Origin of the sequence: Mangrovibacillus sp. Mu-81 (assembly GCF_036867415.1) — a bacterium.
Classification (GTDB): domain Bacteria; phylum Bacillota; class Bacilli; order Bacillales; family Bacillaceae_B; genus Rossellomorea.
The window spans coordinates 14,027-35,385 of sequence record NZ_JBAJHU010000008.1; the positions used below are offsets into that span (position 1 = coordinate 14,027).

The window sequence follows — 21,359 nt, forward strand, 5'->3', positions numbered from 1 at the left end:
CAGGAGTGGGTCCAATGAATTCAAACGATTATGTAGTCATTAAGGCAGCAGAAGACGGTGTTAACGTAATTGGGTTGACAAGGGGTACGGATACACGCTTTCATCATTCTGAGAAACTTGATAAAGGGGAAGTGATGATTGCACAATTCACTGATCACACTTCTGCAATCAAAGTAAGAGGTAAAGCCACCATCCTTACCAATTACGGAGAAATTGAAAGTGAAAACAAAAAATAGCACTTGTACATGCGGGACGAACCAAGAGCCATATTCTTAGTCGTCCCCTTTGTTATATCAGTGTGAACCGGACACCGGAAGCTGATTGATCTTTGCATCTGTGGCCAGGTCGATGGTTCCCTATTTTTGAATGTTTTATGGTATAATACTTATTGCTGAAATTTTTAGTGTGAAACATAGTAGAAATGGGGAAATGGGTATGAAATTCATTGATTACGATCATCAAGCGAATATCATTCATCAATACATAGAAGAAAAGCTTCATCACTCTTATTTGAAGGAGTACATCGATCACCCTTATATTGATCGAAATCGTATCAGCTGCCTGCTCCTTCCATTTATGAATGAACAGCGAATGGTCACACATAAAGAAATAAAGTGGATTTCTACTGCTATGTTTTTACATGTTGCCCTTGAGACCCACGAGAAGGTAACGGTTTCTGAACAGGATTCACTTAAAGAAAGACAGTTAACGGTACTTGCTGGAGTATACTTCAGCAGTCTTTATTATAAAACGCTAGCAGATACAGAGGACGTAGATCTGATCGAAGCATTATCCAGTGCAATTAAAAAAATTAATGAGTGCAAGATATCGATGTATAAAAAAGAATGCACATCCATCAATGAATTGATGGAAAGTGTAAGGATCATAGAAACGTCAATTGTCGGCCATTTCTATGAGTTTATACAACAGGAAGAATGGATTCCCCTTCTGTCAGACACACTTTTGTATAATAGACTCTTACAAGAGCGCCTAGCATTCGAGAACTCGCAGAAAACCATTTTCACTGATGCTTTAGCCACTCTTTTGGAACAACCAGGAGAGCCTGTGAAAGGTCATCTTATACTGTCCGCCATCGAAGGCACAATGGATGTGATTCTGAAAGACATAGAAAATCAGTTAGATGAGAAAGAGCCGGCAGCACCTGCTGTCAGGGAATTACTCATGGATTTTCTTCCTTTCACTGAGTCTCTGCTTATCACGAAATTATATGCGGAAGAAGGGTAAAAGTTATGCAACAGTCTAAAGAACAAAAAGTTCATGGCGTTTTCGAGAAGATTTACTCGAATTATGACAAAATGAACTCAGTAATCAGTTTCCAGCAGCATAAAAAATGGCGAAAGGAAACAATGAAGCACATGGATGTGAAAAAAGGATCCAAAGCATTGGATGTGTGCTGCGGAACGGCAGACTGGACGCTTGCGATCGGTGAGCAAGTTGGAGAGAAAGGAAAAGTATTCGGCCTGGATTTCAGTCAGAACATGCTGTCGATTGGAAAAGGTAAAGTAAAAGAATCGCACCTCTCAAATATTGAGCTTATTCACGGGAATGCTATGGAACTGCCTTTTGAAGACGATACATTCGATTATGTCACCATCGGATTTGGGTTAAGGAATGTACCTGACTATTTACATGTCCTAAAAGAAATGAACCGGGTGTTGAAACCTGGCGGAATGGCTGTATGTCTGGAAACATCGCAGCCGACAATGTTTGGATTCAAACAGCTTTACTATATGTACTTCAGATTCATCATGCCTGTGTTCGGAAGAATCTTTGCCAAAAGCTTTACTGAATATTCATGGCTGCAGGAATCTGCCCGCGATTTCCCGGGGATGAAGGAATTGGCAGATATGTATAGACAAGCGGACTTTAAAGACATATATTTTAAACCTTATAGCGGCGGAGTGGCGGCTATGCATGTAGGGTACAAGAAATAGAAAATCGCAAATCAGTATACTGGGTGGATTAACTATGAAGCTAAACAGGATATATTCCTTTCTAAAAACAGACATAGATCAAATTGAAATGGAACTTGAATCAGCCATTGAATCAGATTCCAGACTCCTGAATCAAGCATCCCTGCATCTTCTGCAAGCTGGCGGAAAACGGATCCGTCCTGTTTTTGTCTTGCTTTCAGCAAAATTCGGGGATTACCATATTGACTCCGTGAAAAATGTGGCTGTCGCCTTGGAGCTGATCCATATGGCGTCGCTGGTCCACGATGATGTGATTGATGATGCGGAATTGAGAAGAGGGAAACCTACGATAAAAGCGCAGTGGGATAATCGGATCGCCATGTACACGGGAGATTATATTTTTGCACGTGGTTTGGAATATATGACGCATATAAAAAATCCAGAAGCGCATAAGATCCTCTCCCATACAATCGTTGAGCTTTGTAAAGGCGAAATAGCCCAGATCAAGGATAAATACCGTTATGATCAGAATCTGAGAGATTATTTATTGAGAATCAAACGGAAGACAGCTTTATTGATCGCCGTCAGTTGTCAATTGGGTGCCATTTCTTCAGGAGCCCCTGAAGAAGTACATAGAAGGTTGTTCCGATTCGGATATAATGTTGGGATGAGCTTTCAGATCACGGACGACATATTGGATCTGACAGCGAGTGAAGAAGAGTTAGGGAAGCCCGCTGGCAGTGATCTATGGCAGGGGAATATCACCCTGCCGATCTTGTATGCTATGGAAGATCCTGTTCTCAGAGCTGAAGTAGAGAAGATTACGGAAGAAACATCACCTGAAGACATGAAAGAGGTGATTTCCTCGATCCTTGCTTCGGATGCCATCGAACGTTCTCACCGTGTCAGCAGAATGTACCTGGACAGGGCTTTAAGAGATCTGGAATCTTTGCCGCATAACCGCGTAAAGAAGACTCTCAAGAATATCGCAAACTTTATAGGCAAAAGAAAATATTAAGAAAATTTAAAATGGAAACGTTGCCAAAACCCCTAAACTCTGTTAATATTTTCGTGGGACGTCCTCGGACAGACTATACATACATAATTAGGAGTGGGGAAGATGGAAAAAACGTTTTTAATGGTAAAGCCTGACGGCGTGCAAAGAGGGTTAATCGGTGATATCGTATCACGCTTTGAGAAAAAAGGCTTCCAATTAGTCGGTGCCAAGCTAATGAGCATCTCTGATGAACTTGCTTCAGAGCACTATGGTGAACATAAAGAAAGACCTTTCTTTGGTGAACTTGTTGACTTTATTACGTCTGGTCCTGTTTTTGCTATGGTATGGCAAGGAGAGAATGTCATTTCTACAGCACGTGGAATGATGGGCGCTACAAACCCCAAAGATGCTGCTGTTGGGACGATCCGCGGTGACTTTGGCCTGACAGTAGGAAAGAACATTATCCATGGTTCTGACTCTTCTGAAAGCGCTGTAAGGGAAATCGGCTTATTCTTCAAAGAAGAAGAGCTTGTTGAATATTCAAAACTAATGAACGAGTGGATCTATTAATCCGCGCTTTCTATAGAAGGACGAGAAGACAAGTCAGCGATGGCTTGTCTTTTTTATGCGCTGATACCGTAATTTCAATTTGTTGATTTGCCAAAATCAGCATAATGAATCCTAGTATTTTGAAAATTAATATTAAGAATTTCCAACTCTGTTCGATATATCTTATATACATAAATAATTCAGTAATGCTGCAGAGAGAGTGAGTAAGAATGGTTAATGACTATAGTGATTTCATCCAAGGCATAAAAAGAAGGACCGGGATTGATTTATCCCTGTATAAAGAAGCGCAAATGAAAAGAAGACTCACAGCGCTGTATGAGAAAAAGGGATACACCAGCTTTCATGATTATTATATGACCATTAGTACGGATGAAGGGCATATGGCTGAATTCCTGGACCGGATGACGATCAATGTTTCTGAATTCTACCGGAACTATAAAAGGTGGGATGTTCTCGAGACACAAATCCTGCCCAGACTATTAAAGGGTAAGGGGACATTGAAGGTTTGGAGTGCAGCATGTTCGACCGGGGAAGAACCCTATACCTTAGCCATGATGCTTTCAAATTATCTTCCACTTTCCCGGCTCGATATCCTGGCAACGGATTTAGACAGGAATGCACTGCAAAGAGCAGAGCATGCAATCTATCCCGAACGATCACTGTCAGAAGTACCCGCTGAAATCAAACATAAGTTCTTCACTTCAGAAGGACCTCTATATAAAGTAAAAGAAGAAATTAAGAGTGCCGTGACTTTCAAACAGCAAAATCTGCTTGCGGATTCATTTGAAAAGGATTTTGATTTGATTGTTTGCCGAAATGTTCTAATCTACTTTACAGAAGAAGCAAAGGATCATTTATATAAAAAATTCAATGAATCCCTGAAAACGGGCGGGGTATTCTTCGTAGGGAGCACGGAACAGATTTTCAACCCTGGTCAATACGGTTTCCAATCCGAGGATACATTCTTTTATAAGAAAATATGATTAATGAACGATGGATAAAGAGGCTTGCAGCTTTCGAACTGCGATGCTTCAATATTCATCGTTTTATTCTTTATCTGGACAAGTCTCCAGTGAATGTTGATATTTTTGTGCACAATTGGGTGAAAACAGGTATCCGGGAGGACAGCGGCAACTCTCTAAATTTTTTTGAAGATAGTACTAGGAATGAATAGAATACTTATGTTATATTGGTACATAATTCTTTAACGAGTTGAAGGGGGAAAGTGTTATGAGATATTTAACATCAGGAGAGTCTCATGGTCCGCAATTGACGACGATCATCGAAGGCTTGCCGGCTGGTATGCCGATAGAAGCAGAAGACATCAACGGGGACTTGGCAAGAAGGCAGAAAGGCTATGGGCGCGGACGCAGGATGCAGATAGAGAAAGACCGCGTTTCAATCGTCGGAGGTGTGCGGCACGGATATACGCTTGGTTCACCTCTTGGGCTGGTAGTCGAGAATAAAGATTGGACCCATTGGACGAAAGTGATGGGTATAGAGCCTATATCACCTGGCGAGGAAGATGAAGTGAAGAGAAAAATTTCACGTCCAAGACCGGGACATGCCGATTTGGTTGGAGGTATGAAATATGGCCACCGTGATCTGCGGAATGTCCTTGAACGATCGTCGGCAAGAGAAACCACTGTCCGGGTGGCAGCTGGGTCGGTCGCTAAAAAGTTGTTAAATCTTCTAGGTATAGAAGTGGTAGGCCACGTACTTGAAATCGGCGGAATCAAAGCAGAAAACGTAAACTACGATTCGATAAATGATTTAAAAGAAAGAACAGAGGAATCGCCTGTCCGCTGTCTTGACGGTAATGCGGCAAGCAAAATGATGAATTTAATAGATGAAGCAAAGAAAAACGGCGACTCAATTGGAGGAGTCGTGGAAGTGATTGTGGAAGGAATGCCGCAAGGGGTCGGCAGTTATGTACATTACGACAGAAAGCTTGATGCTAAACTGGCCCGTGCCATCATGAGCATCAATGCATTTAAAGGTGTTGAATTCGGACTGGGGTTTGAAATGGCAAGAAAACCAGGCAGTGAAGTGCATGATGAAATACTTTGGAGTGAGGAAAAAGGTTACTACAGAAGAACGAATAGATTGGGTGGATTTGAAGGCGGGATGACAACGGGGATGCCTATCCACATTAAAGGTGTCATGAAGCCCATCCCAACGCTGTATAAACCGCTGCAAAGCGTGGATATCGATACAAAGGAGCCATTTAAAGCAAGTATCGAAAGGTCTGACAGTTGTGCAGTGCCTGCCGCAAGTGTAGTGGCTGAGGCAGTCGTTGCATGGGAATTGGCAGAAGCGATCACGGAACAGTTTCACAGTGATCAATTTGATAAGCTCCAAAGGGATGTTGAAACACTCCGGAGAGAAACGAAGGAATATTAAATGAAAAAAATACATGTGAGAACTTCTTCAAAGTCATATGATGTGCTGCTTGGGAAAGGAATAACAGAGAACATCACAACTTTCATTTCTGCTCAATTTCCCGACATCTCCACTGTTTGGATTATTGCAGATGAAGCAGTCTTTTCACTTTACGGTCAGGGTTTTGCAAATGACCTTAAGCGATTCTATCCAATAACGATTTATACGGCTCCTCCAGGGGAGCAGTCAAAGAGCTTTGCTGTTTATCAGGATGCTATAACACATGGTCTCTGCAACCACGTCGACAGAAAGTCTCTTGTGATCGCATTTGGAGGTGGAGCCATAGGGGATCTTGCTGGTTTTGTAGCGTCGACCTATATGAGAGGCATACCTTTCATTGGCGTACCTACAACTATACTCGCCCATGACAGCGCAGTCGGGGGGAAAGTAGCGATCAATCATCCCATGGGAAAGAACATGGTCGGTCAATTCTATCAGCCGGAAGGCGTCTTTTTCGACCTTGACTATTTTGACAGTTTACCTGCAAAAGAAGTTCTTTCAGGCTATGCTGAAGTGATCAAGCACGCATTTCTATCACAAGCTTCATTCCTTGAGGAATTGAAAACGAACTTCACAGCTGTGAGTGACCTGCGCGATGACTTTATCCTTGACTGTCTGTTAAAAGGGATCAAAGTCAAAGCAGATATCGTTTCGAAAGACGAGAAAGAAGCGGACATCCGGGCATACCTGAATTTAGGACACACATACGGGCATGCTGTTGAAAGCGCCTGCGGATATGGAAAGCGGACCCATGGTGAATCGGTCATGATCGGGATGGTGTATGCTCTTTATCTCAGTAAAAGATATTGCGGACTTTCAATCAACCTTGAAGAGTTTGTGCGCTGGGTGAGTTCGTTGGGTTACGATCTGTCCATCGAAGATAAAATTACGTTCGACCATCTTTTGGAAAAGATGAAAAGTGACAAAAAATCAAAAGACCGTACCCCGGTATTCGTGCTGTTAAGAGAAATAGGGCATCCCATACTATCAAATGTCCCTCTAGAAGGACTCGCTGCGGCAGATCGATTCATACGGGATATTCCTAAATGGATTGGTGACAAATAGAGAATAGAAAAAAGGGAGAGTGAGAATGATGATGAGGGGAATCAGGGGAGCGACTACAGTTGAAGAGAATAACGAAAAGGAAATTCTCCATTCAACTCATGAACTGCTGAATCAAATGATTCTACATAACCATATTGATCACGATAAGGTGGCGTCCGTCTTCATATCTACGACTTCAGATATAACGGAAGCGTTTCCTGCAAAAGCATTGAGGCACTTTAAAGATTGGAAATTCGTTCCCGTCATGTGTATGCAGGAACTCAATGTACCAGGCGGGCTGGAACGATGTATAAGGGTGATGATCCATTATAATACAGCATGCCCGCAAAAAGATATCCAGCATATTTATTTGAAGAATGCCGTCTCACTGAGACCCGATTTGCTCAATAAGGAATAAGTATAGGTATAAATAGTCAGTCGACATACGGATTGAAAGGAAGTTTTGTATATGCAATGGAAATCTCAATTACACGATCTTAAAGCATATCAACCCGGAAAGACGATGGAAGATGTCAAAGAGCAATTCAATCTTGAAAAAGTAGTGAAGCTTGCATCAAATGAGAACCCATATGGATGCTCTCCAAAAGTAAAGTCCTTCATTTCTTCTGCAGCTGCGTCGCATGCCATTTATCCGGACGGGTACGCAAAGCAATTGCGCATGAAAGTAGCCGGCCATTTGTCAGTGGAGCCGCAGCAGCTGCTCTTTGGGAACGGCTCGGATGAAGTGATTCAAATGGTTTCAAGAGCACTGCTCGATCACACGAAAAGCACTGTGATGGCCGCACCTACCTTTCCCCAATACAAACATAACGCGATTGTAGAGGGGGCAGAGGTAAGGGAGGTTCCCCTCGACGGGGAGGGAAGGCATCAGCTCGGGAAGATGCTTGACTGCGTTGATGAGACAACTGCTGTTGTCTGGTTGTGCTCCCCGAATAATCCAACAGGCGAATACATTCGTAAAGAAGAACTTATCGACTTCCTCGACCGTGTTCCTTCAGGTGTATTGGTCGTATTGGATGAAGCCTATTTTGAATATGTCACTGCTGAGGATTATTATGATTCCATAGAATTACTTCAAACCTATCCACACCTTTTGGTGACAAGGACCTTTTCAAAAGCTTACGGCTTAGCTGGCTTCAGAATAGGTTATGGCGTGGGGAGCATGGATGTAATCAGTAAATTGGAACCGATCAGGGAACCTTTCAACAACAATTCCCTCGCACAGGGGGCTGCCTCAGCTGCATTGGAGGATCAGGAATTCATCAAAGAGTGCAGGAAGCTGAATCGGAATGGGCTCCGCCAGTTTTATGAGTTTTGTGAAATCAGCGGAGTGAGATTTTTGAAATCCCAAGCGAACTTTATCCTGATTGACTTCGGGGTCAGCGGGGATGAAGTCTTCCGATATCTGATGAGTAAGGGGTATATTGTCCGTTCAGGCGAAGCGCTGGGTTATCCTCAATCTGTCAGAATTACAGTCGGGTCGGCAGAACAAAATGAAGAGTTGATCTCACTGATGAAGGAGTTTCTTGCTCTTGCGAGGCAATACTGACAAATCGCTGATAATTGAATAAACGGCAGCCGGAGGGTCATCAAGTTAACCTGTCCGGCTTTTTTCAAATGCATGAAAGTCTCATGTAAGGGAGAGAAGTAGAATGGAAGGCAATGTATTGATCGTGGGTATGGGATTGATCGGAGGTTCTCTTGCGCTTTGCATAAAAGAAGAACACCAATATGCCTCAATCACCGGATATGATGTAAATCATAATGAATTACGTCTTGCCAAAACACTCGGCGTGATTGATGAAATGGCTTTGTCATTGGAACAAGGTGCTGAAAATGCGGACCTTATCATTATATCAACGCCGGTCACCCAAACTGAAAAAATTCTGAAGATATTACATAACACCAATCTGAAATCGGATGTCATAGTCACCGATACGGGAAGCACGAAAGAATGTATTATGAGAGCATCACTGCCTTTGATCAGCAAAGGAGTCACCTTCATAGGCGGACATCCGATGGCAGGTTCTCATAAAAGCGGAGTAAGTGCGGCGAAGAAAATTCTATTTGAAAATGCCTTTTATATGCTCACACCGCCTGAGAGTATCCATAATGATAGGGTTGATACACTTAAGAGATGGCTAAGCGGAACACGTGCAAAGTTTCTTGTCGTTCATTCAGATGAACACGATGAACTGACGGGTATGATCAGCCACTTCCCTCACATCATCGCAGCGTCCCTTGTTCATCGAGCGAAGGATTCTTCAGGGGAGCACCCTTATCTGAAGAGACTTGCTGCGGGCGGATTTCGTGATATTACAAGAATTGCTTCTTCGAATCCGGTGATGTGGAAAGATATCACACTGCAAAACAGTCATGTGTTGCTGGATATACTCGGAAAGTGGAAAGTAGAAATGGAAGAAGTTATTGGGATGATAAGAGAAAATGATTCGGATAAGATATACAGTTACTTTCATGAGGCAAAGGTATTTCGTGATGAGCTTCCCGTCCTGTCGAAAGGGGCTATTCCAGCTTTTTACGACTTATATATTGATGTTCCCGATTATCCGGGAATCATATCAGAGTTGACCGCCTTTTTAGCGGAAGAAAGAATCAGCTTGACCAATATTCGAATCCTTGAAACCCGTGAGGATTTATACGGTGTTTTGGTCATCAGCTTTCAAACCATTGAAGATCGTAAAAGAGCAGTGGAATGTCTGAAAGAAAAGACAACTTACGAGTTGTTTATCGATTAAGGAGGAGAACGATGGAGAATAAATTAAAACTAACAAAGCCGGAACAAGGATTAAATGGGGAACTCCATGTTCCCGGGGATAAGTCGATTTCCCATCGCGCAGTCATGTTTGGCGCTGTAGCGGAAGGGAGGACGACGATTCATAATTTCCTGATGGGGGAAGATTGTTTAAGCACAATATCATGTTTCCGTAAATTGGGTGCAGATATCAAGCTGCAAGAAGATGCAGTAATAGTGGAAGGCAGCGGTTGGGACTCCTTGTCAGAGCCCGCTGAAATATTGGATACAGGAAATTCAGGGACGACGACCAGACTGATGATGGGTGTCTTGGCTGGCAGACCATTTCATTCTGTCTTGATCGGAGATGAATCCATTGCAAAGCGTCCAATGAAAAGAGTGACAGATCCTTTAAAGCTATTCGGTACGGCTATCGATGGAAGAGATGGAGGTAACTTCACGCCGCTGTCCATACGAGGAGGCAGCTTAAAAGCCATTAAATACAGCCTTCCTGTCGCAAGTGCCCAAGTGAAATCCGCCATCTTGTTAGCGGGACTGCAGGCAGAAGGCGTGACAGAAATCACCGAGCCTCAAAGAACAAGGGACCATACTGAGAAGATGATTCTTGAATTCGGCGGGGAAATCGAGAGGCAGGAAGATACGATTAAGCTTCGCGGAGGACAAATACTCAGCGGGACCGATGTGTATGTCCCTGGAGATATTTCCAGTGCTGCATTTTTTATGACTGCTGCTGCGATCGTGAAAGGCAGCAGGGTCACCTTAAAGAACGTAGGGTTAAATGAAACAAGAACAGGTATCGTCGAAGTCATGCGAAGAATGGGCGCAAGAATGGAAGTGATGGAAAAGCCGGCTTCGGGGGAAAGAATCGGCGATATCATTGTGGAAACCTCCGATCTCAATGGGATTGAAATTGGGGGAGATCTGATTCCAACACTTATTGATGAGATCCCTGTGATTGCGTTATTGGCAACACAGGCAAAAGGTACAACCATCATCAAAGACGCAGAAGAATTAAAAGTCAAAGAAACGAATAGAATTGATGCCGTTGTACAGGAACTGAAGAAGCTTGGTGCCAATATTACAGCGACAGATGACGGTATGATCATTGAGGGGACTAATACACTCCAAGGATCAGACGTCCATTCATGGGGAGATCACAGAATCGGAATGACGCTTGCAGTAGCCTCTTTAATAACGGATTCTCCTGTTTATTTGGAAGATGCTGATGCCATTAAAATTTCTTATCCCCAATTCTTTGAAGATTTAAATATACTGGTAAAGTAATTCTGATTCCTTACGGAAGAAGACCCCCTGTCTTCTTCCGTAAATTTATGAACAAACAGTCATTTCCATTTCCCTTTCTTCATAGCTTGTCTATAAAGGAAGGTGAAGTGATGAGTAAATATATTATCGAACGTGCCTGCTGTGCAATCCAAGACAACCTCCGTGAAATTTCTTTGTTGATTGAGGAGGACCGCATAACTGCTATAAGAAATAGTTTTTCTCATTATAACCATATGAGATTGAATGTTTCCCCCTTCATCATGACCCCTGTACATGTAATGTGTGATCTGGAGTTCCCCGTCGATCGAGAATTTACTTCTTTCAAGACCTATGTACTGAACCATTTTATATCAAAAGGGTGTACCACCATCCTGACGTCTTTTACTATTTCGTATGAATTTGAATTTCATGATAAACTTCAGGAATGTAAAACATGTCTTTTAAACAGCCCCCTTGATTATACAATCGGTCTGGTTTCCCCGCCACGGTTGATAACACCCGAGATCATCAGGTTATGTAAACGGAATAAAGTTCCGGTCATTTGGTTGAAGCTGGATGACATGATAGCATTTAAATCGGTTAAATGGGGATGGATTAAAGGGCTGTTACTTGATTACCCCATTACTTTTATCCCCTTTTTTACGACAAAACTGGACAAAAAAGAAAAAATAAAGCATCTTAAAATTTGGCAAAAAACTATGGAATTCGAGAAAATTCCTCATTTTTCAGAAGAAATACCGCAAAAAGTCCCAATGTCCATAGAAAAATTGAAAAAAATTGGCATATACCCGCATAGAGGAAATTTCCTGTCAGGTGGAGAAATAAGTTATAACCTCTATATGAAGAGTGAGGAGCTGCCCGTGCCTGACAGCGATTCATTTCATTATGAAAGTCATGAACTAAAATGTACAATGAATAGAGGGAAGTATTACTATTTACATGATCAGGGCTACTTTTATCCTGGTGCAGGAAAAGAACTCAGAATTCAAACTCCGGGATTTTTCAACTGACAGTCCGATTTGGCAATGAGTTCTCCAGCATGAGGAAAGGTATGCTATTTTTATAGAAAATAATGCAGTATAGAAAGGAAATAAACATGTCTTACGGAGAAAAAATGATAACTTCTTTGGAAGAAGGTCAATTGGAAGAAGCGAAGAAGCACTTTAAAGAAACATTGAAGTTCGGCAGTCATGAAGAAAAATTCAGCTTGGCAGAAGAGCTTCACCAATTAGGATTTCTAGAAGAAGCGAAAGAGTTATATGAAAATCTGCTTTTATATTATCCCGGCGAAGGTGAATTGATCATCGAACTTGCAGAAGTGTTGGTTGAAATGGATAAGGAAGAAGAAGCAATCGAACAACTTTCACAATTAGATGAAGGTGACATTTCCTATCCACGGGCTTTGCTGTTAATGGCAGATCTGTATCAGATGCAGGGTCTCTTTGAGGTTAGTGAACAAAAGCTCCTGAAGGCTAAAGAGCTTTTGCCCGACGAACCTGTCATTCATTTCGGCCTTGGTGAGTTATACGCTGAAACGGGAAGATTTCTCGAAGCGATCAGGTATTACAGCCATTTGATTGAACGTGGAACCACGGAGATCGGCGGTACTTACATCCATCAGCGTCTGGCTGAAGCATACAGTGTGGGTGGATCTTTTGAAGAGGCATTATCACACTATGAGAAAGCCATTGAAGAGCATTTGGAAATCAATACGTTGTTCGGTTATGCATTTACTGCTTATCAGGCGGGCTTTTATGAAACGGCAATTGAAAAACTTGTCTCCGTTAAAGAACTCGATCCTGATTACCATTCAGTGTATTTGCTGCTTGCAAAGGCTTATGAACATGAAGAGCAGCTCGAAGACAGCATGAGTGTCATACATGAAGGAGTCAAGCAGGACCAATACAACAAAGAACTGAACCTTTATGGGGGGAGGATATCCCTGAAGCTCGGCATGGAAAGAGAAGCGGAGAAATTGCTGAGGGATGCACTTGCACTCGATCCAGGATACTTGGAAGCAGCCCTGCTCATCAATAAGCTGTTCTTTATCCAGGATCGCTTTGAAGATGTATTGGAAATCGCCCAAATGCTGAAGGCAGAAGGAGAAGAGGAACCTCAGATTATCTGGGATCTTGCAAAAGCATACGAGGGGCTTGAACAATATAATCATGCATTAAAACATTACCGGGCTGCATATACTTATTTTAAGAATCATGTGGAGTTCCTGGCAGAGTACGGAGAATTCCTTGCTGAAGAAGGACTAAGGGGAGAAGCAATAGAAGTATATAAAGAACTCCTTAATATGGATCCTTCAAATGATGAGTGGCAGGAATTGATTGAAAGACTGCAAGACTGACCCGGGGTTGAATGAAGACGACTGGCCGGCAGGTACAAAGCTGCAATTGCCTGAATGGGAACGAACATTATCATTAGACCGGTTTATTAATTAAATTGGATTTCGCAGAGGAGGGAAACCTATGACCACCCCTGTTTCTGTCAACGAGAAGAAAGAATTTATTCGCTGGTTTTTAAATCGTTATCAATTGAAAAGAAGAGAATGTGTATGGATATTAAATTATTTGATGAGTCACGATCAGTTAATGAAGAAAGTACACTTTGTAGAAGAATCGCAATATTGTCCAAGAGGCTTAGTGATGTCGACTCATTGTGTTGAAGATGTTCCATTCCGTTTCTACAAAGAAAACATCATGACGACCGATGCTGAAAAATCATTTCATGATATCCGATTGAATAAAGATGAAGATATCTATATCCAACTGAACTTCAGTAAAGCCAATTCAAGTTACCAATTCGCAGCGGTGCTGGAAGAGAATCCATTCATGCCGAAATACCTGCTGATTAATGAAAAGGACCGGATCGTTGCAGAACAGTTCTTGAAAGAGAGCTTGCATTCATTTCAAAAAAATCGACTGTTGGAAGCAATTGATCGTGCTTTGGATAACGGGGATAAAGAATCCTTCAATAAATTGACGAAAGAACTGAATACACTGGAGAAAAAAGAATGAAGACTTCCTTCATTCTTTTTTTTCATTCTTATTCATAGCTTCCATTATATTGTACATACTACGGAATAAGTGAATTTCCTTTATAAAAAGAAGGATTAAATGATATGATGGGAGGTATAAAATGATAGAAAAAAGTGAGGGAACAAGATGAATTGGAATGTAAAGGATATTGAACTTTTTGAAACGGAGAAAGAATACATAGATACCGCTGTGATCCCGATGATTCCCGTTGATTTCATAAACGATATCAAATCGTCGGCAGCCCAGACCGAATTCATATCACTGCTCACCCTCCATTTGGAGAGGCAATTCAAGGGGCGGATGATGATAACGCCTCCATTTACCTACCTGATGGGAACCAATGAAGGCAAAACCGGAGAAGTGCAGGAATGGGAGACACGAATGAAGGAAAGCGGAGTGAAACATGTTTTCTTTCTTACTTCCGATAGTGAGTGGAAAAAGTCGGAACAGGCTTTTAATGATCAACTGATATGGATCCCGTCAATCCCGCTGGAACATTTGGACGAACAATATAAGCACTCAATCATGGAAGATCAAGTGAAACAGCTGTTGAATGTCATTGTACAAAAATGGCAAAAAAATTCATAAAAACTTCACATAGTATCCATCTTTTAGTTTATTGAGTTATTGACCTTGTAATAACTTTAATATATCATAGTTATGTCCTAGTTTTATATTTGTGCGAAATATGTCCGATGGACTTACCTTACGATAGAGGGGGGAAAAGGATGAGCAAGCATCGTGTATCGAGACGTCAATTCCTTAACTATACACTTACGGGTGTAGGCGGTTTCATGGCAGCAGGAATGCTGATGCCAATGGTTCGATTTGCTGTCGATCCAGTATTGAAAACTTCAGCTGCCGGAGATTTTATTGCGACGAAGCAAAAAGTATCAGAACTAACGAATGAACCAGTTCGTGTCGACTATTCTTATGAACAAAAAGATGCGTGGTACACATCAGAAGTTACTCACACTGCATGGGTATACAAGAACAAGGAAGGTAATATCATTGCTCTTTCACCAGTATGTAAGCATCTTGGATGCACAGTCAACTGGGCCGGAGACAAGAATAACCCGAATAAGTTCTATTGCCCTTGCCATGGTGGAATGTATGAGAAAAATGGTAAAAACATTCCTGGTACACCACCGACAGCACCGTTGGATACATATCCGACAAAAGAGAAAGACGGTATTTTATACCTTGGACAACCTGAACCAAATAAATATGTTAAGTAAGGGGGCGTAATCTGTGCTGAACAAAATCTATGACTGGGTTGACGAGCGTTTGGACATTACGCCTATGTGGCGGGATATTGCGGACCACGAAGTACCTGAACACGTAAACCCTGCGCATCACTTCTCTGCGTTTGTTTACTGTTTCGGCGGTCTGACTTTCTTCGTAACCGTGATCCAAATCTTATCTGGTATGTTCCTGACTATGTACTATGTACCCGATATCAAGAACGCTTGGGAATCAGTTTATTATCTGCAAAACGAAGTAGCATTCGGTCAAATCGTCCGTGGAATGCATCACTGGGGAGCAAGCTTGGTAATCGTAATGATGTTCTTACATACACTGCGTGTATTCTTCCAAGGTGCATACAAGAAACCTCGTGAATTGAACTGGGTTGTTGGAGTACTTATTTTCTTCGTCATGTTAGGGCTTGGATTCACCGGTTATTTATTGCCGTGGGATATGAAAGCGCTATTCGCAACGAAGGTTGGTCTTGAAATTGCGGCTGCAACGCCATTCATCGGTGAACAAGTGAAAACGCTCTTAGCCGGTGATGCTACAATTGTAGGTGCTCAAACGTTAACGCGTTTCTTCGCGATTCACGTATTCTTCCTGCCTGCTGCACTTCTTGGATTAATGGGAGCTCACTTCCTGATGATCCGGAAGCAAGGTATTTCCGGACCGCTATAAGATACGATTTATTGAAAATCTGATAAACCTACTAAAAGGAGGGGGACACTATGCATCGAGGAAAAGGGATGAAGTTTGTTGGTGATTCTCGTGTGCCTGCAAACAGAAAACCGAATATTCCTAAAGATTATTCGGAGTTCCCTGGAAAAACAGAAGCTTTCTGGCCAAACTTTTTACTGAAAGAATGGCTGGTAGGGGCTGTTTTCCTGATTGGTTACTTATGTTTAACGGTTGCACATCCATCACCGTTAGAACGTATCGCCGATCCTACGGATACTGGATATATTCCATTGCCTGACTGGTATTTCTTATTCTTATACCAATTACTTAAGTACACATATGCATCTGGACCTTATAATGTGATTGGAGCATTCATCATTCCAGGGATTGCTTTTGGAGCGCTGCTTCTTGCACCATTCATTGACAGAGGACCTGAACGCCGTCCGACAAAGCGTCCATTTGCAACTGGATTCATGCTGTTAGCTCTTGCAGCCACTTACTTCCTGACTTGGGAATCTGTTGCAACTCATGACTGGGAAGCAGCGAAAGAACAAGGAAAGATCGTGGCGGAAGCAGAAATCGATAAAGAATCTGAAGGGTATAAAATCTTTTCTGATGCTAAAAACAGCTGTATCACTTGTCACGGTGAAAATATGACAGGTGGAGCAGCGGCGCCATCTTTAGTCGGAACAGGACTGAAGCCTGAAGAAATTAAAGACATCGCCAAAAATGGTAAGCCTCCTGGGATGCCGGCAGGTTTATTCAAAGGTACGGATGAAGAGCTGGATAAACTGGCTGAATTCATTTCCGGACTGAAAGCAGAATAACATGTATAAAAAGAGCCAGCAGATGTTGGCTCTTTTTTTCTACGATGAAACTCTTTTATAAGAAAGGGGCCGGTACGATGATTACTTGGCTTTTCTCCATTTTGACAAATAAAGCTTTTATATGGTTGCTGCTCATCGTAAATCTCTTAGGTACGATTTACGGTTATATTTGGTACATGCCTCAATTGAGAAATACACCGGATCAATTCATGATCTTTGTTCCTGACAGCCCTACAGCAAGTCTCTTCTTTTGTTTCGTCCTGATTGCGTTCCTGAGGAACAGGAATTGGCCGCTTTTTGAGGTGCTGGCAATCATTACATTATTCAAATATGGGGTCTGGGCTGTCGTCATGAATCTGCTCACCTTAATGGTCAGCGGTGAACTGCCGTGGGAAGGATATATGTTGATGGTATCCCATGGTGCGATGGCTTTGCAGGGCCTATTATATTCTTCATTCTATCGAGTGAAAATGTGGCACTTGGCTGCAGGTGCACTTTGGACTTTACATAATGATATTATTGATTATGTTTACATGCAATTCCCTGTTTATTCCAAGTTATTTCTTTACATACAGAACATTGGTTATTTTACATTCTGGCTCAGCATTTTTTCGATTGCACTAGCCTATTATTTCACCCAAAAGACACCTCGTTACCATTTGGATCCCAACTTTTAGAGAGCTTTTTTGGTCTACTCTTGTCCACCCTTTCATACACTTTATTAGTAGTTTTAGGGGGGACAAGTATGAAATTCATGAAAGCAGTGTTTATCCTATTCTTTTTATTTTCAGCTCCGCATATTTCTCTAGCAGATCACGCTCCGTCTCCAGTAAATGAACTAGATGATATCGCCGATCAGGCATTGCAAATGACTAAAGCCGGTAAATATGAGGAAGCGAAACATTTACTGAATCATTTTTCGGAAGAGTTTACTGTACAAAGCATGCACCAGTCGTTTTCAATGGATGAGCTGAGGATCCTGACGATCTCACATAATCTTGCTTTAGAAACCATTAATCAGACGAATTCCGGAATTGAACAGAAAGTGAATGCTGTCACAAGATTCAGGTTAGTCATGGATGCATTATCAAGTCATTATCAGCCTCTTTGGATTGAAATGGAAGATCCGCTGATGGAAGCTTTTAATGGCGTGAAATCGGCGGCTGAAAGCGGAAACAGCGAACAATATCATACAGAACTGAATTTGTTTTTATCGAAATACAACATCATACAGCCAAGTATCAAACTGGATATTCCAGTAGACCAGGCACAGGCATTGGATGCAAGGATATCTTATCTGGATCATTATCGGCAAAAAGTTCTGGAAAGCACTGACGCAATGGCAGAATTAACAACCCTGCAATCAGATCTTGAGCATCTTTTTGAAAATAAAAAGGAAGATGAAGCAGATCCTTCTTTATGGTGGGTGATTATTTCAACCGGAAGTATTATTGTCTCTACATTATCTTATGTAGGTTGGAGAAAATACAGGGGACAGGGAGAAGCTCCTTCATCAGAACGGCAAAAAAATTGACAGAATCTTTATAGCAATATAAAATTTAGTTATCTGAACATCTGGAGGTTTTTGTGACAATGATGAGTTTTATTATCTACTTTTTACTCATTGCATTGATCCCGATCTGGGCACAAATGCGGGTGAAAAGTACGTTTAAAAAATATTCAAGAGTGGCTACGACTTCCGGTAAGACCGGAAGGGAAATGGCAAGAAAGATACTTGATGAGAATGGACTCTTTGATGTAAAGGTGGTAGAGGGCAGGGGCTTCCTGAGCGACCACTACAATCCGATTTCAAAAACGGTTGCATTATCACCCGATAACTATCATGGCCATTCAGTAGCCGGGGCTGCTGTTGCAGCCCATGAAGTAGGACACGCCATCCAGGACGCTGAAAGCTATGCTTTTCTTCGTTTCAGGCATGCTTTGGTGCCGGTTGCAAATATCGGTTCGAATATGTCTTGGATCTTCCTGCTCATTGGAATGTTTACACAAATGACAGGCATGTTCCTTCTCGGTATCGTCCTGCTGGCAGCGGGTGTTGTCTTCCAATTAATCACTCTTCCTGTTGAATTCAATGCATCATCCCGTGCGATGAATCAAATTGTTTCGCTGGGATTGATCCGCAATGAAGAAGAACGGCATGCAAAGAAAGTATTAAATGCAGCCGCGATGACATATGTAGCAGCAGCTGCAGTAGCGGTAATCGAGCTCCTAAGACTTGTATTGATCTTTACCGGTATGCAGGGTGAAGACTAATTTCACGGTAACGAAAGAAGAGGCTGGGACAAAAGTGTCTCAGCCTCTTTCATTATGGAGGATCCCATTTTAGATCAGTTTAGTCATTGAGGGGGTTCTTGTCTGCATCAAGTGTAAATCCTTCACCAAGAACATCATGAACGACCGTTACAGAAACAAAAGCATGTGGGTCCACAGCTGTTATAATATTTTTCAGTCGAACAATTTCATTTTTCCCAACGACACAGTATAGCACTTCCCGGTCCAGCTTAGTGAAGGAACCATGACCCCTCAAAACAGTGACACCGCGATCCATCTTTTCATTAATTACTCCCGCGATTTCTTCATGATGATCAGAAATAATCATCGCACCCCGTGCAGAATATGCCCCTTCCTGCATGAAGTCTATTACTTTGGCTGCGACAAATACAGCTACCAATGTGTACATGGCTTCCCTGTATTCCAGGTATGTGATAAGAGAAGCGATGATGACCACAGCATCGAACATAAACATGGTTTTTCCCATACTCCATCCGATGTACTTGTGTACTAATCTGGCGATGATATCAACACCGCCTGTTGTTCCACCGTATCTGAAAATGATCCCCAGGCCGATTCCTATGAAAACACCTGCAAATAGAGCTACAAGAAATAAGTCATCCTCAAGGTGGATCACCATTTGATAACGTTGAAAAATCCATAGGAACACTGATAGACTCACGGTACCGATAATTGTGTAATAAAACGCCTTCTTTCCGAGAAGCTTCCACCCGATGAAAAACAGAGGTATATTTAGGGCAAGATTAGAGTAGGAAGGATCGATATCGAACAGGAAGTATAGGATTAACGTAATACCCGTAAATCCACCTTCTGCAAGTTCATTCTGCATATTAAAATGTACAAGGCCAAAGGCAAAGATTGCAGAACCTAATAGAATGAAAAAGATATTTTTAAACCGTAATTCGAGCATTGGCGATGTCCCTCCTTTGATGATAGATTTCCAATTAACAGAGACATTATATAGGAAGCGTTTTGATGTGGCAATCCTTTAAACGTAATATTTGTAAATATGATAAGATTTAGCTAACATGATAAAAGATGATGAAGGAGTGTGTCTTTCAAGATGACCAACGAAAAAACCATGAGTCAATTACAGACTGAAGTTGATCAATACATAAGCCAATTTAAAGAAGGTTATTTCAGCCCGCTTGCGATGACGGCCAGGTTGACTGAAGAGTTGGGAGAACTCGCACGCGAAATTAACCATTATTATGGTGAAAAACCGAAGAAAAATACAGAAAAAGAGAAAACAGTTGAAGAAGAACTCGGCGATGTTTTGTTTGTTCTTATCTGCATGGCGAATTCTCTGGATATCAGCCTCGAGGGTGCTCATGATCGGGTCATGAACAAGTTCAATACTCGCGATAAAGATCGTTGGACAAGAAAAGAAGGCGGTGAAGAGCATGGAACAAATTAAAGTCACCATTGCAGGGCCAAGAGGCAGAATGGGGAGAGAAGCAGTGGAACTGGTTCAGGACACCCCGCATTTTACTTTGATCAGTGTGGTCGATCATAAAGGCGAAGCGAACCTCGACGTTCCTGTTTATAATGAAATATCAGAATGTTTGAAAGAGGAAACTCCAGATGTCCTGATCGATCTCACTACACCTGAAGTCGGCTATATGCATACGAAAACTGCGTTGGAATATGGCGTCAGGCCGGTCGTTGGAACCACAGGCTTTACGGCAGGGGAACTCTCCGAACTAAAAGAGCTTGCCGAGTCCAGGGAGCTTGGCTGCATCATCGCCCCAAACTTCGCTATCGGTGCTGTATTAATGATGAAGTTTTCGCAAATGGCAGCAAAGTACTTCGATGATATAGAAATCATTGAATTGCATCATGATCAAAAATTGGATGCTCCATCAGGAACTGCCGTCAAAACAGCTGAAATGATCAAAGAAGTAAGGGAACCCAAAACACAGGGCCACCAAAATGAAAAGGAAACCATTTCCGGTGCAAGGGGTGCCGATATCGACGGTATGCATATCCATAGTGTCAGGCTGCCCGGGTTGATAGCCCATCAGCAGGTGATGTTCGGTGCAGAGGGACAGACGCTTACTGTGCGTCATGATTCTTATAACAGGACAAGCTTCATGTCCGGGGTCAAAGTTTCTGTTGAGACAGTTATGAACCTGAATACGCTCGTTTATGGTTTAGAAAATATTTTGGACTAGGGGTGAA

25 protein-coding genes are annotated in these 21,359 nt (G+C 42.1%); 24 read left to right on the plus strand and 1 reads right to left on the minus strand.

The window, feature by feature from the left end:
* Window positions 1-14: 14 nt before the first annotated feature.
* The 22 genes from mtrB (at window position 15) to V6B33_RS15610 (ending at window position 19,139) form a co-directional block, all read left to right on the plus strand.
* On the plus strand, window positions 15-236 hold the full coding sequence (gene mtrB, locus V6B33_RS15505; protein ID WP_334218665.1) for a trp RNA-binding attenuation protein MtrB: 222 nt from the start codon (window positions 15-17) through the stop codon (window positions 234-236).
* A 199-nt stretch (window positions 237-435) separates the two neighbouring features.
* Window positions 436-1,245 carry a heptaprenyl diphosphate synthase component 1 gene (locus tag V6B33_RS15510; RefSeq protein ID WP_334218666.1) on the plus strand — a complete coding sequence of 270 codons (810 nt, stop codon included), beginning with the start codon at window positions 436-438 and terminating at the stop codon, window positions 1,243-1,245.
* Window positions 1,246-1,250: 5 nt separating this feature from the next.
* A complete protein-coding gene (locus tag V6B33_RS15515) occupies window positions 1,251-1,955 on the plus strand; it encodes a demethylmenaquinone methyltransferase (protein WP_334218667.1) in 705 nt (234 codons plus the stop codon).
* A gap of 34 nt (window positions 1,956-1,989) precedes the next feature.
* Window positions 1,990-2,952, plus strand: coding sequence for a heptaprenyl diphosphate synthase component II (gene hepT / locus V6B33_RS15520; RefSeq protein ID WP_334218668.1), 963 nt, complete (start codon window positions 1,990-1,992; stop codon window positions 2,950-2,952).
* Window positions 2,953-3,054: 102 nt separating this feature from the next.
* Window positions 3,055-3,501 (plus strand): nucleoside-diphosphate kinase, encoded by a 447-nt coding sequence (gene ndk, locus V6B33_RS15525; RefSeq protein ID WP_334218669.1) that lies wholly within the window; start codon window positions 3,055-3,057, stop codon window positions 3,499-3,501.
* A gap of 209 nt (window positions 3,502-3,710) precedes the next feature.
* On the plus strand, window positions 3,711-4,484 hold the full coding sequence (locus V6B33_RS15530; protein WP_334218670.1) for a CheR family methyltransferase: 774 nt from the start codon (window positions 3,711-3,713) through the stop codon (window positions 4,482-4,484).
* A 247-nt stretch (window positions 4,485-4,731) separates the two neighbouring features.
* Complete coding sequence (aroC, locus tag V6B33_RS15535; protein ID WP_334218671.1) at window positions 4,732-5,904, plus strand: chorismate synthase; 1,173 nt, start codon at window positions 4,732-4,734, stop codon at window positions 5,902-5,904.
* The gene (aroB, locus tag V6B33_RS15540) at window positions 5,905-7,008 is read left to right on the plus strand and encodes a 3-dehydroquinate synthase (protein ID WP_334218672.1); all 1,104 of its coding nucleotides are present in this window, start codon (window positions 5,905-5,907) and stop codon (window positions 7,006-7,008) included.
* A 25-nt stretch (window positions 7,009-7,033) separates the two neighbouring features.
* Window positions 7,034-7,405, plus strand: coding sequence for a chorismate mutase (gene aroH / locus V6B33_RS15545; protein ID WP_334218673.1), 372 nt, complete (start codon window positions 7,034-7,036; stop codon window positions 7,403-7,405).
* 51 nt (window positions 7,406-7,456) lie between these two features.
* On the plus strand, window positions 7,457-8,557 hold the full coding sequence (gene hisC, locus V6B33_RS15550; protein WP_334218674.1) for a histidinol-phosphate transaminase: 1,101 nt from the start codon (window positions 7,457-7,459) through the stop codon (window positions 8,555-8,557).
* Window positions 8,558-8,660: 103 nt separating this feature from the next.
* On the plus strand, window positions 8,661-9,764 hold the full coding sequence (locus V6B33_RS15555; RefSeq protein ID WP_334218675.1) for a prephenate dehydrogenase: 1,104 nt from the start codon (window positions 8,661-8,663) through the stop codon (window positions 9,762-9,764).
* An 11-nt stretch (window positions 9,765-9,775) separates the two neighbouring features.
* Window positions 9,776-11,065 (plus strand): 3-phosphoshikimate 1-carboxyvinyltransferase, encoded by a 1,290-nt coding sequence (aroA, locus tag V6B33_RS15560; RefSeq protein WP_334218676.1) that lies wholly within the window; start codon window positions 9,776-9,778, stop codon window positions 11,063-11,065.
* Window positions 11,066-11,625: 560 nt separating this feature from the next.
* A complete protein-coding gene (locus tag V6B33_RS15565) occupies window positions 11,626-12,075 on the plus strand; it encodes a hypothetical protein (RefSeq protein ID WP_334218677.1) in 450 nt (149 codons plus the stop codon).
* Window positions 12,076-12,161: 86 nt separating this feature from the next.
* The gene (locus V6B33_RS15570) at window positions 12,162-13,421 is read left to right on the plus strand and encodes a tetratricopeptide repeat protein (protein WP_334218678.1); all 1,260 of its coding nucleotides are present in this window, start codon (window positions 12,162-12,164) and stop codon (window positions 13,419-13,421) included.
* 121 nt (window positions 13,422-13,542) lie between these two features.
* Entirely contained in the window at window positions 13,543-14,091 is a 549-nt protein-coding gene (locus V6B33_RS15575) for a ReoY family proteolytic degradation factor (protein WP_334218679.1), read from the plus strand.
* A 147-nt stretch (window positions 14,092-14,238) separates the two neighbouring features.
* Entirely contained in the window at window positions 14,239-14,700 is a 462-nt protein-coding gene (locus tag V6B33_RS15580; protein ID WP_334218680.1) for a YpiF family protein, read from the plus strand.
* Between the two features lie 140 nt (window positions 14,701-14,840).
* On the plus strand, window positions 14,841-15,350 hold the full coding sequence (locus tag V6B33_RS15585) for a QcrA and Rieske domain-containing protein (protein ID WP_334218681.1): 510 nt from the start codon (window positions 14,841-14,843) through the stop codon (window positions 15,348-15,350).
* A gap of 13 nt (window positions 15,351-15,363) precedes the next feature.
* A complete protein-coding gene (qcrB, locus tag V6B33_RS15590) occupies window positions 15,364-16,038 on the plus strand; it encodes a menaquinol-cytochrome c reductase cytochrome b subunit (protein WP_172250609.1) in 675 nt (224 codons plus the stop codon).
* A 50-nt stretch (window positions 16,039-16,088) separates the two neighbouring features.
* A complete protein-coding gene (locus tag V6B33_RS15595; RefSeq protein WP_334218682.1) occupies window positions 16,089-16,865 on the plus strand; it encodes a menaquinol-cytochrome c reductase cytochrome b/c subunit in 777 nt (258 codons plus the stop codon).
* A gap of 80 nt (window positions 16,866-16,945) precedes the next feature.
* The gene (locus V6B33_RS15600) at window positions 16,946-17,542 is read left to right on the plus strand and encodes a DUF1405 domain-containing protein (RefSeq protein ID WP_334218822.1); all 597 of its coding nucleotides are present in this window, start codon (window positions 16,946-16,948) and stop codon (window positions 17,540-17,542) included.
* A gap of 68 nt (window positions 17,543-17,610) precedes the next feature.
* Window positions 17,611-18,399 (plus strand): sporulation protein YpjB, encoded by a 789-nt coding sequence (gene ypjB / locus V6B33_RS15605; RefSeq protein ID WP_334218683.1) that lies wholly within the window; start codon window positions 17,611-17,613, stop codon window positions 18,397-18,399.
* A 62-nt stretch (window positions 18,400-18,461) separates the two neighbouring features.
* Entirely contained in the window at window positions 18,462-19,139 is a 678-nt protein-coding gene (locus V6B33_RS15610; RefSeq protein WP_334218823.1) for a zinc metallopeptidase, read from the plus strand.
* 79 nt (window positions 19,140-19,218) lie between these two features.
* On the opposite strand, the gene V6B33_RS15615 is transcribed toward V6B33_RS15610, so the two are convergent.
* Window positions 19,219-20,088 carry a YitT family protein gene (locus V6B33_RS15615; RefSeq protein ID WP_334218684.1) on the minus strand — a complete coding sequence of 290 codons (870 nt, stop codon included), beginning with the start codon at window positions 20,086-20,088 and terminating at the stop codon, window positions 19,219-19,221.
* 153 nt (window positions 20,089-20,241) lie between these two features.
* Between V6B33_RS15615 and V6B33_RS15620 the strand changes: the two genes are divergently transcribed.
* Together V6B33_RS15620 and dapB are read left to right on the plus strand one after the other, a co-directional pair.
* Window positions 20,242-20,595: a nucleotide pyrophosphohydrolase gene (locus tag V6B33_RS15620; RefSeq protein WP_334218685.1), complete on the plus strand. Its 354-nt coding sequence runs from the start codon at window positions 20,242-20,244 to the stop codon at window positions 20,593-20,595.
* Window positions 20,582-21,352, plus strand: a complete 771-nt coding sequence (gene dapB, locus V6B33_RS15625) for a 4-hydroxy-tetrahydrodipicolinate reductase (protein ID WP_334218686.1) — start codon at window positions 20,582-20,584, stop codon at window positions 21,350-21,352. Before V6B33_RS15620 ends, dapB begins: the two co-directional genes overlap by 14 nt.
* Window positions 21,353-21,359: the final 7 nt, after the last annotated feature.

Excerpts from the sequence above, each read along its gene's own strand:
- mtrB (WP_334218665.1), top strand. The coding sequence starts at position 15 with ATGAATTCAAACGATTATGTAGTCATTAAGGCAGCAGAAGACGGTGTT.
- V6B33_RS15510 (WP_334218666.1), top strand. The coding sequence starts at position 436 with ATGAAATTCATTGATTACGATCATCAAGCGAATATCATTCATCAATAC.
- V6B33_RS15515 (WP_334218667.1), top strand. The coding sequence starts at position 1,251 with ATGCAACAGTCTAAAGAACAAAAAGTTCATGGCGTTTTCGAGAAGATT.
- hepT (WP_334218668.1), top strand. The coding sequence starts at position 1,990 with ATGAAGCTAAACAGGATATATTCCTTTCTAAAAACAGACATAGATCAA.
- ndk (WP_334218669.1), top strand. The coding sequence starts at position 3,055 with ATGGAAAAAACGTTTTTAATGGTAAAGCCTGACGGCGTGCAAAGAGGG.
- V6B33_RS15530 (WP_334218670.1), top strand. The coding sequence starts at position 3,711 with ATGGTTAATGACTATAGTGATTTCATCCAAGGCATAAAAAGAAGGACC.
- aroC (WP_334218671.1), top strand. The coding sequence starts at position 4,732 with ATGAGATATTTAACATCAGGAGAGTCTCATGGTCCGCAATTGACGACG.
- aroB (WP_334218672.1), top strand. The coding sequence starts at position 5,905 with ATGAAAAAAATACATGTGAGAACTTCTTCAAAGTCATATGATGTGCTG.
- aroH (WP_334218673.1), top strand. The coding sequence starts at position 7,034 with ATGATGATGAGGGGAATCAGGGGAGCGACTACAGTTGAAGAGAATAAC.
- hisC (WP_334218674.1), top strand. The coding sequence starts at position 7,457 with ATGCAATGGAAATCTCAATTACACGATCTTAAAGCATATCAACCCGGA.
- V6B33_RS15555 (WP_334218675.1), top strand. The coding sequence starts at position 8,661 with ATGGAAGGCAATGTATTGATCGTGGGTATGGGATTGATCGGAGGTTCT.
- aroA (WP_334218676.1), top strand. The coding sequence starts at position 9,776 with ATGGAGAATAAATTAAAACTAACAAAGCCGGAACAAGGATTAAATGGG.
- V6B33_RS15565 (WP_334218677.1), top strand. The coding sequence starts at position 11,626 with ATGATAGCATTTAAATCGGTTAAATGGGGATGGATTAAAGGGCTGTTA.
- V6B33_RS15570 (WP_334218678.1), top strand. The coding sequence starts at position 12,162 with ATGTCTTACGGAGAAAAAATGATAACTTCTTTGGAAGAAGGTCAATTG.
- V6B33_RS15575 (WP_334218679.1), top strand. The coding sequence starts at position 13,543 with ATGACCACCCCTGTTTCTGTCAACGAGAAGAAAGAATTTATTCGCTGG.
- V6B33_RS15580 (WP_334218680.1), top strand. The coding sequence starts at position 14,239 with ATGAATTGGAATGTAAAGGATATTGAACTTTTTGAAACGGAGAAAGAA.
- V6B33_RS15585 (WP_334218681.1), top strand. The coding sequence starts at position 14,841 with ATGAGCAAGCATCGTGTATCGAGACGTCAATTCCTTAACTATACACTT.
- V6B33_RS15595 (WP_334218682.1), top strand. The coding sequence starts at position 16,089 with ATGCATCGAGGAAAAGGGATGAAGTTTGTTGGTGATTCTCGTGTGCCT.
- ypjB (WP_334218683.1), top strand. The coding sequence starts at position 17,611 with ATGAAATTCATGAAAGCAGTGTTTATCCTATTCTTTTTATTTTCAGCT.
- V6B33_RS15610 (WP_334218823.1), top strand. The coding sequence starts at position 18,462 with ATGAGTTTTATTATCTACTTTTTACTCATTGCATTGATCCCGATCTGG.
- V6B33_RS15615 (WP_334218684.1), bottom strand. The coding sequence starts at position 20,088 with ATGCTCGAATTACGGTTTAAAAATATCTTTTTCATTCTATTAGGTTCT.
- V6B33_RS15620 (WP_334218685.1), top strand. The coding sequence starts at position 20,242 with ATGACCAACGAAAAAACCATGAGTCAATTACAGACTGAAGTTGATCAA.
- dapB (WP_334218686.1), top strand. The coding sequence starts at position 20,582 with ATGGAACAAATTAAAGTCACCATTGCAGGGCCAAGAGGCAGAATGGGG.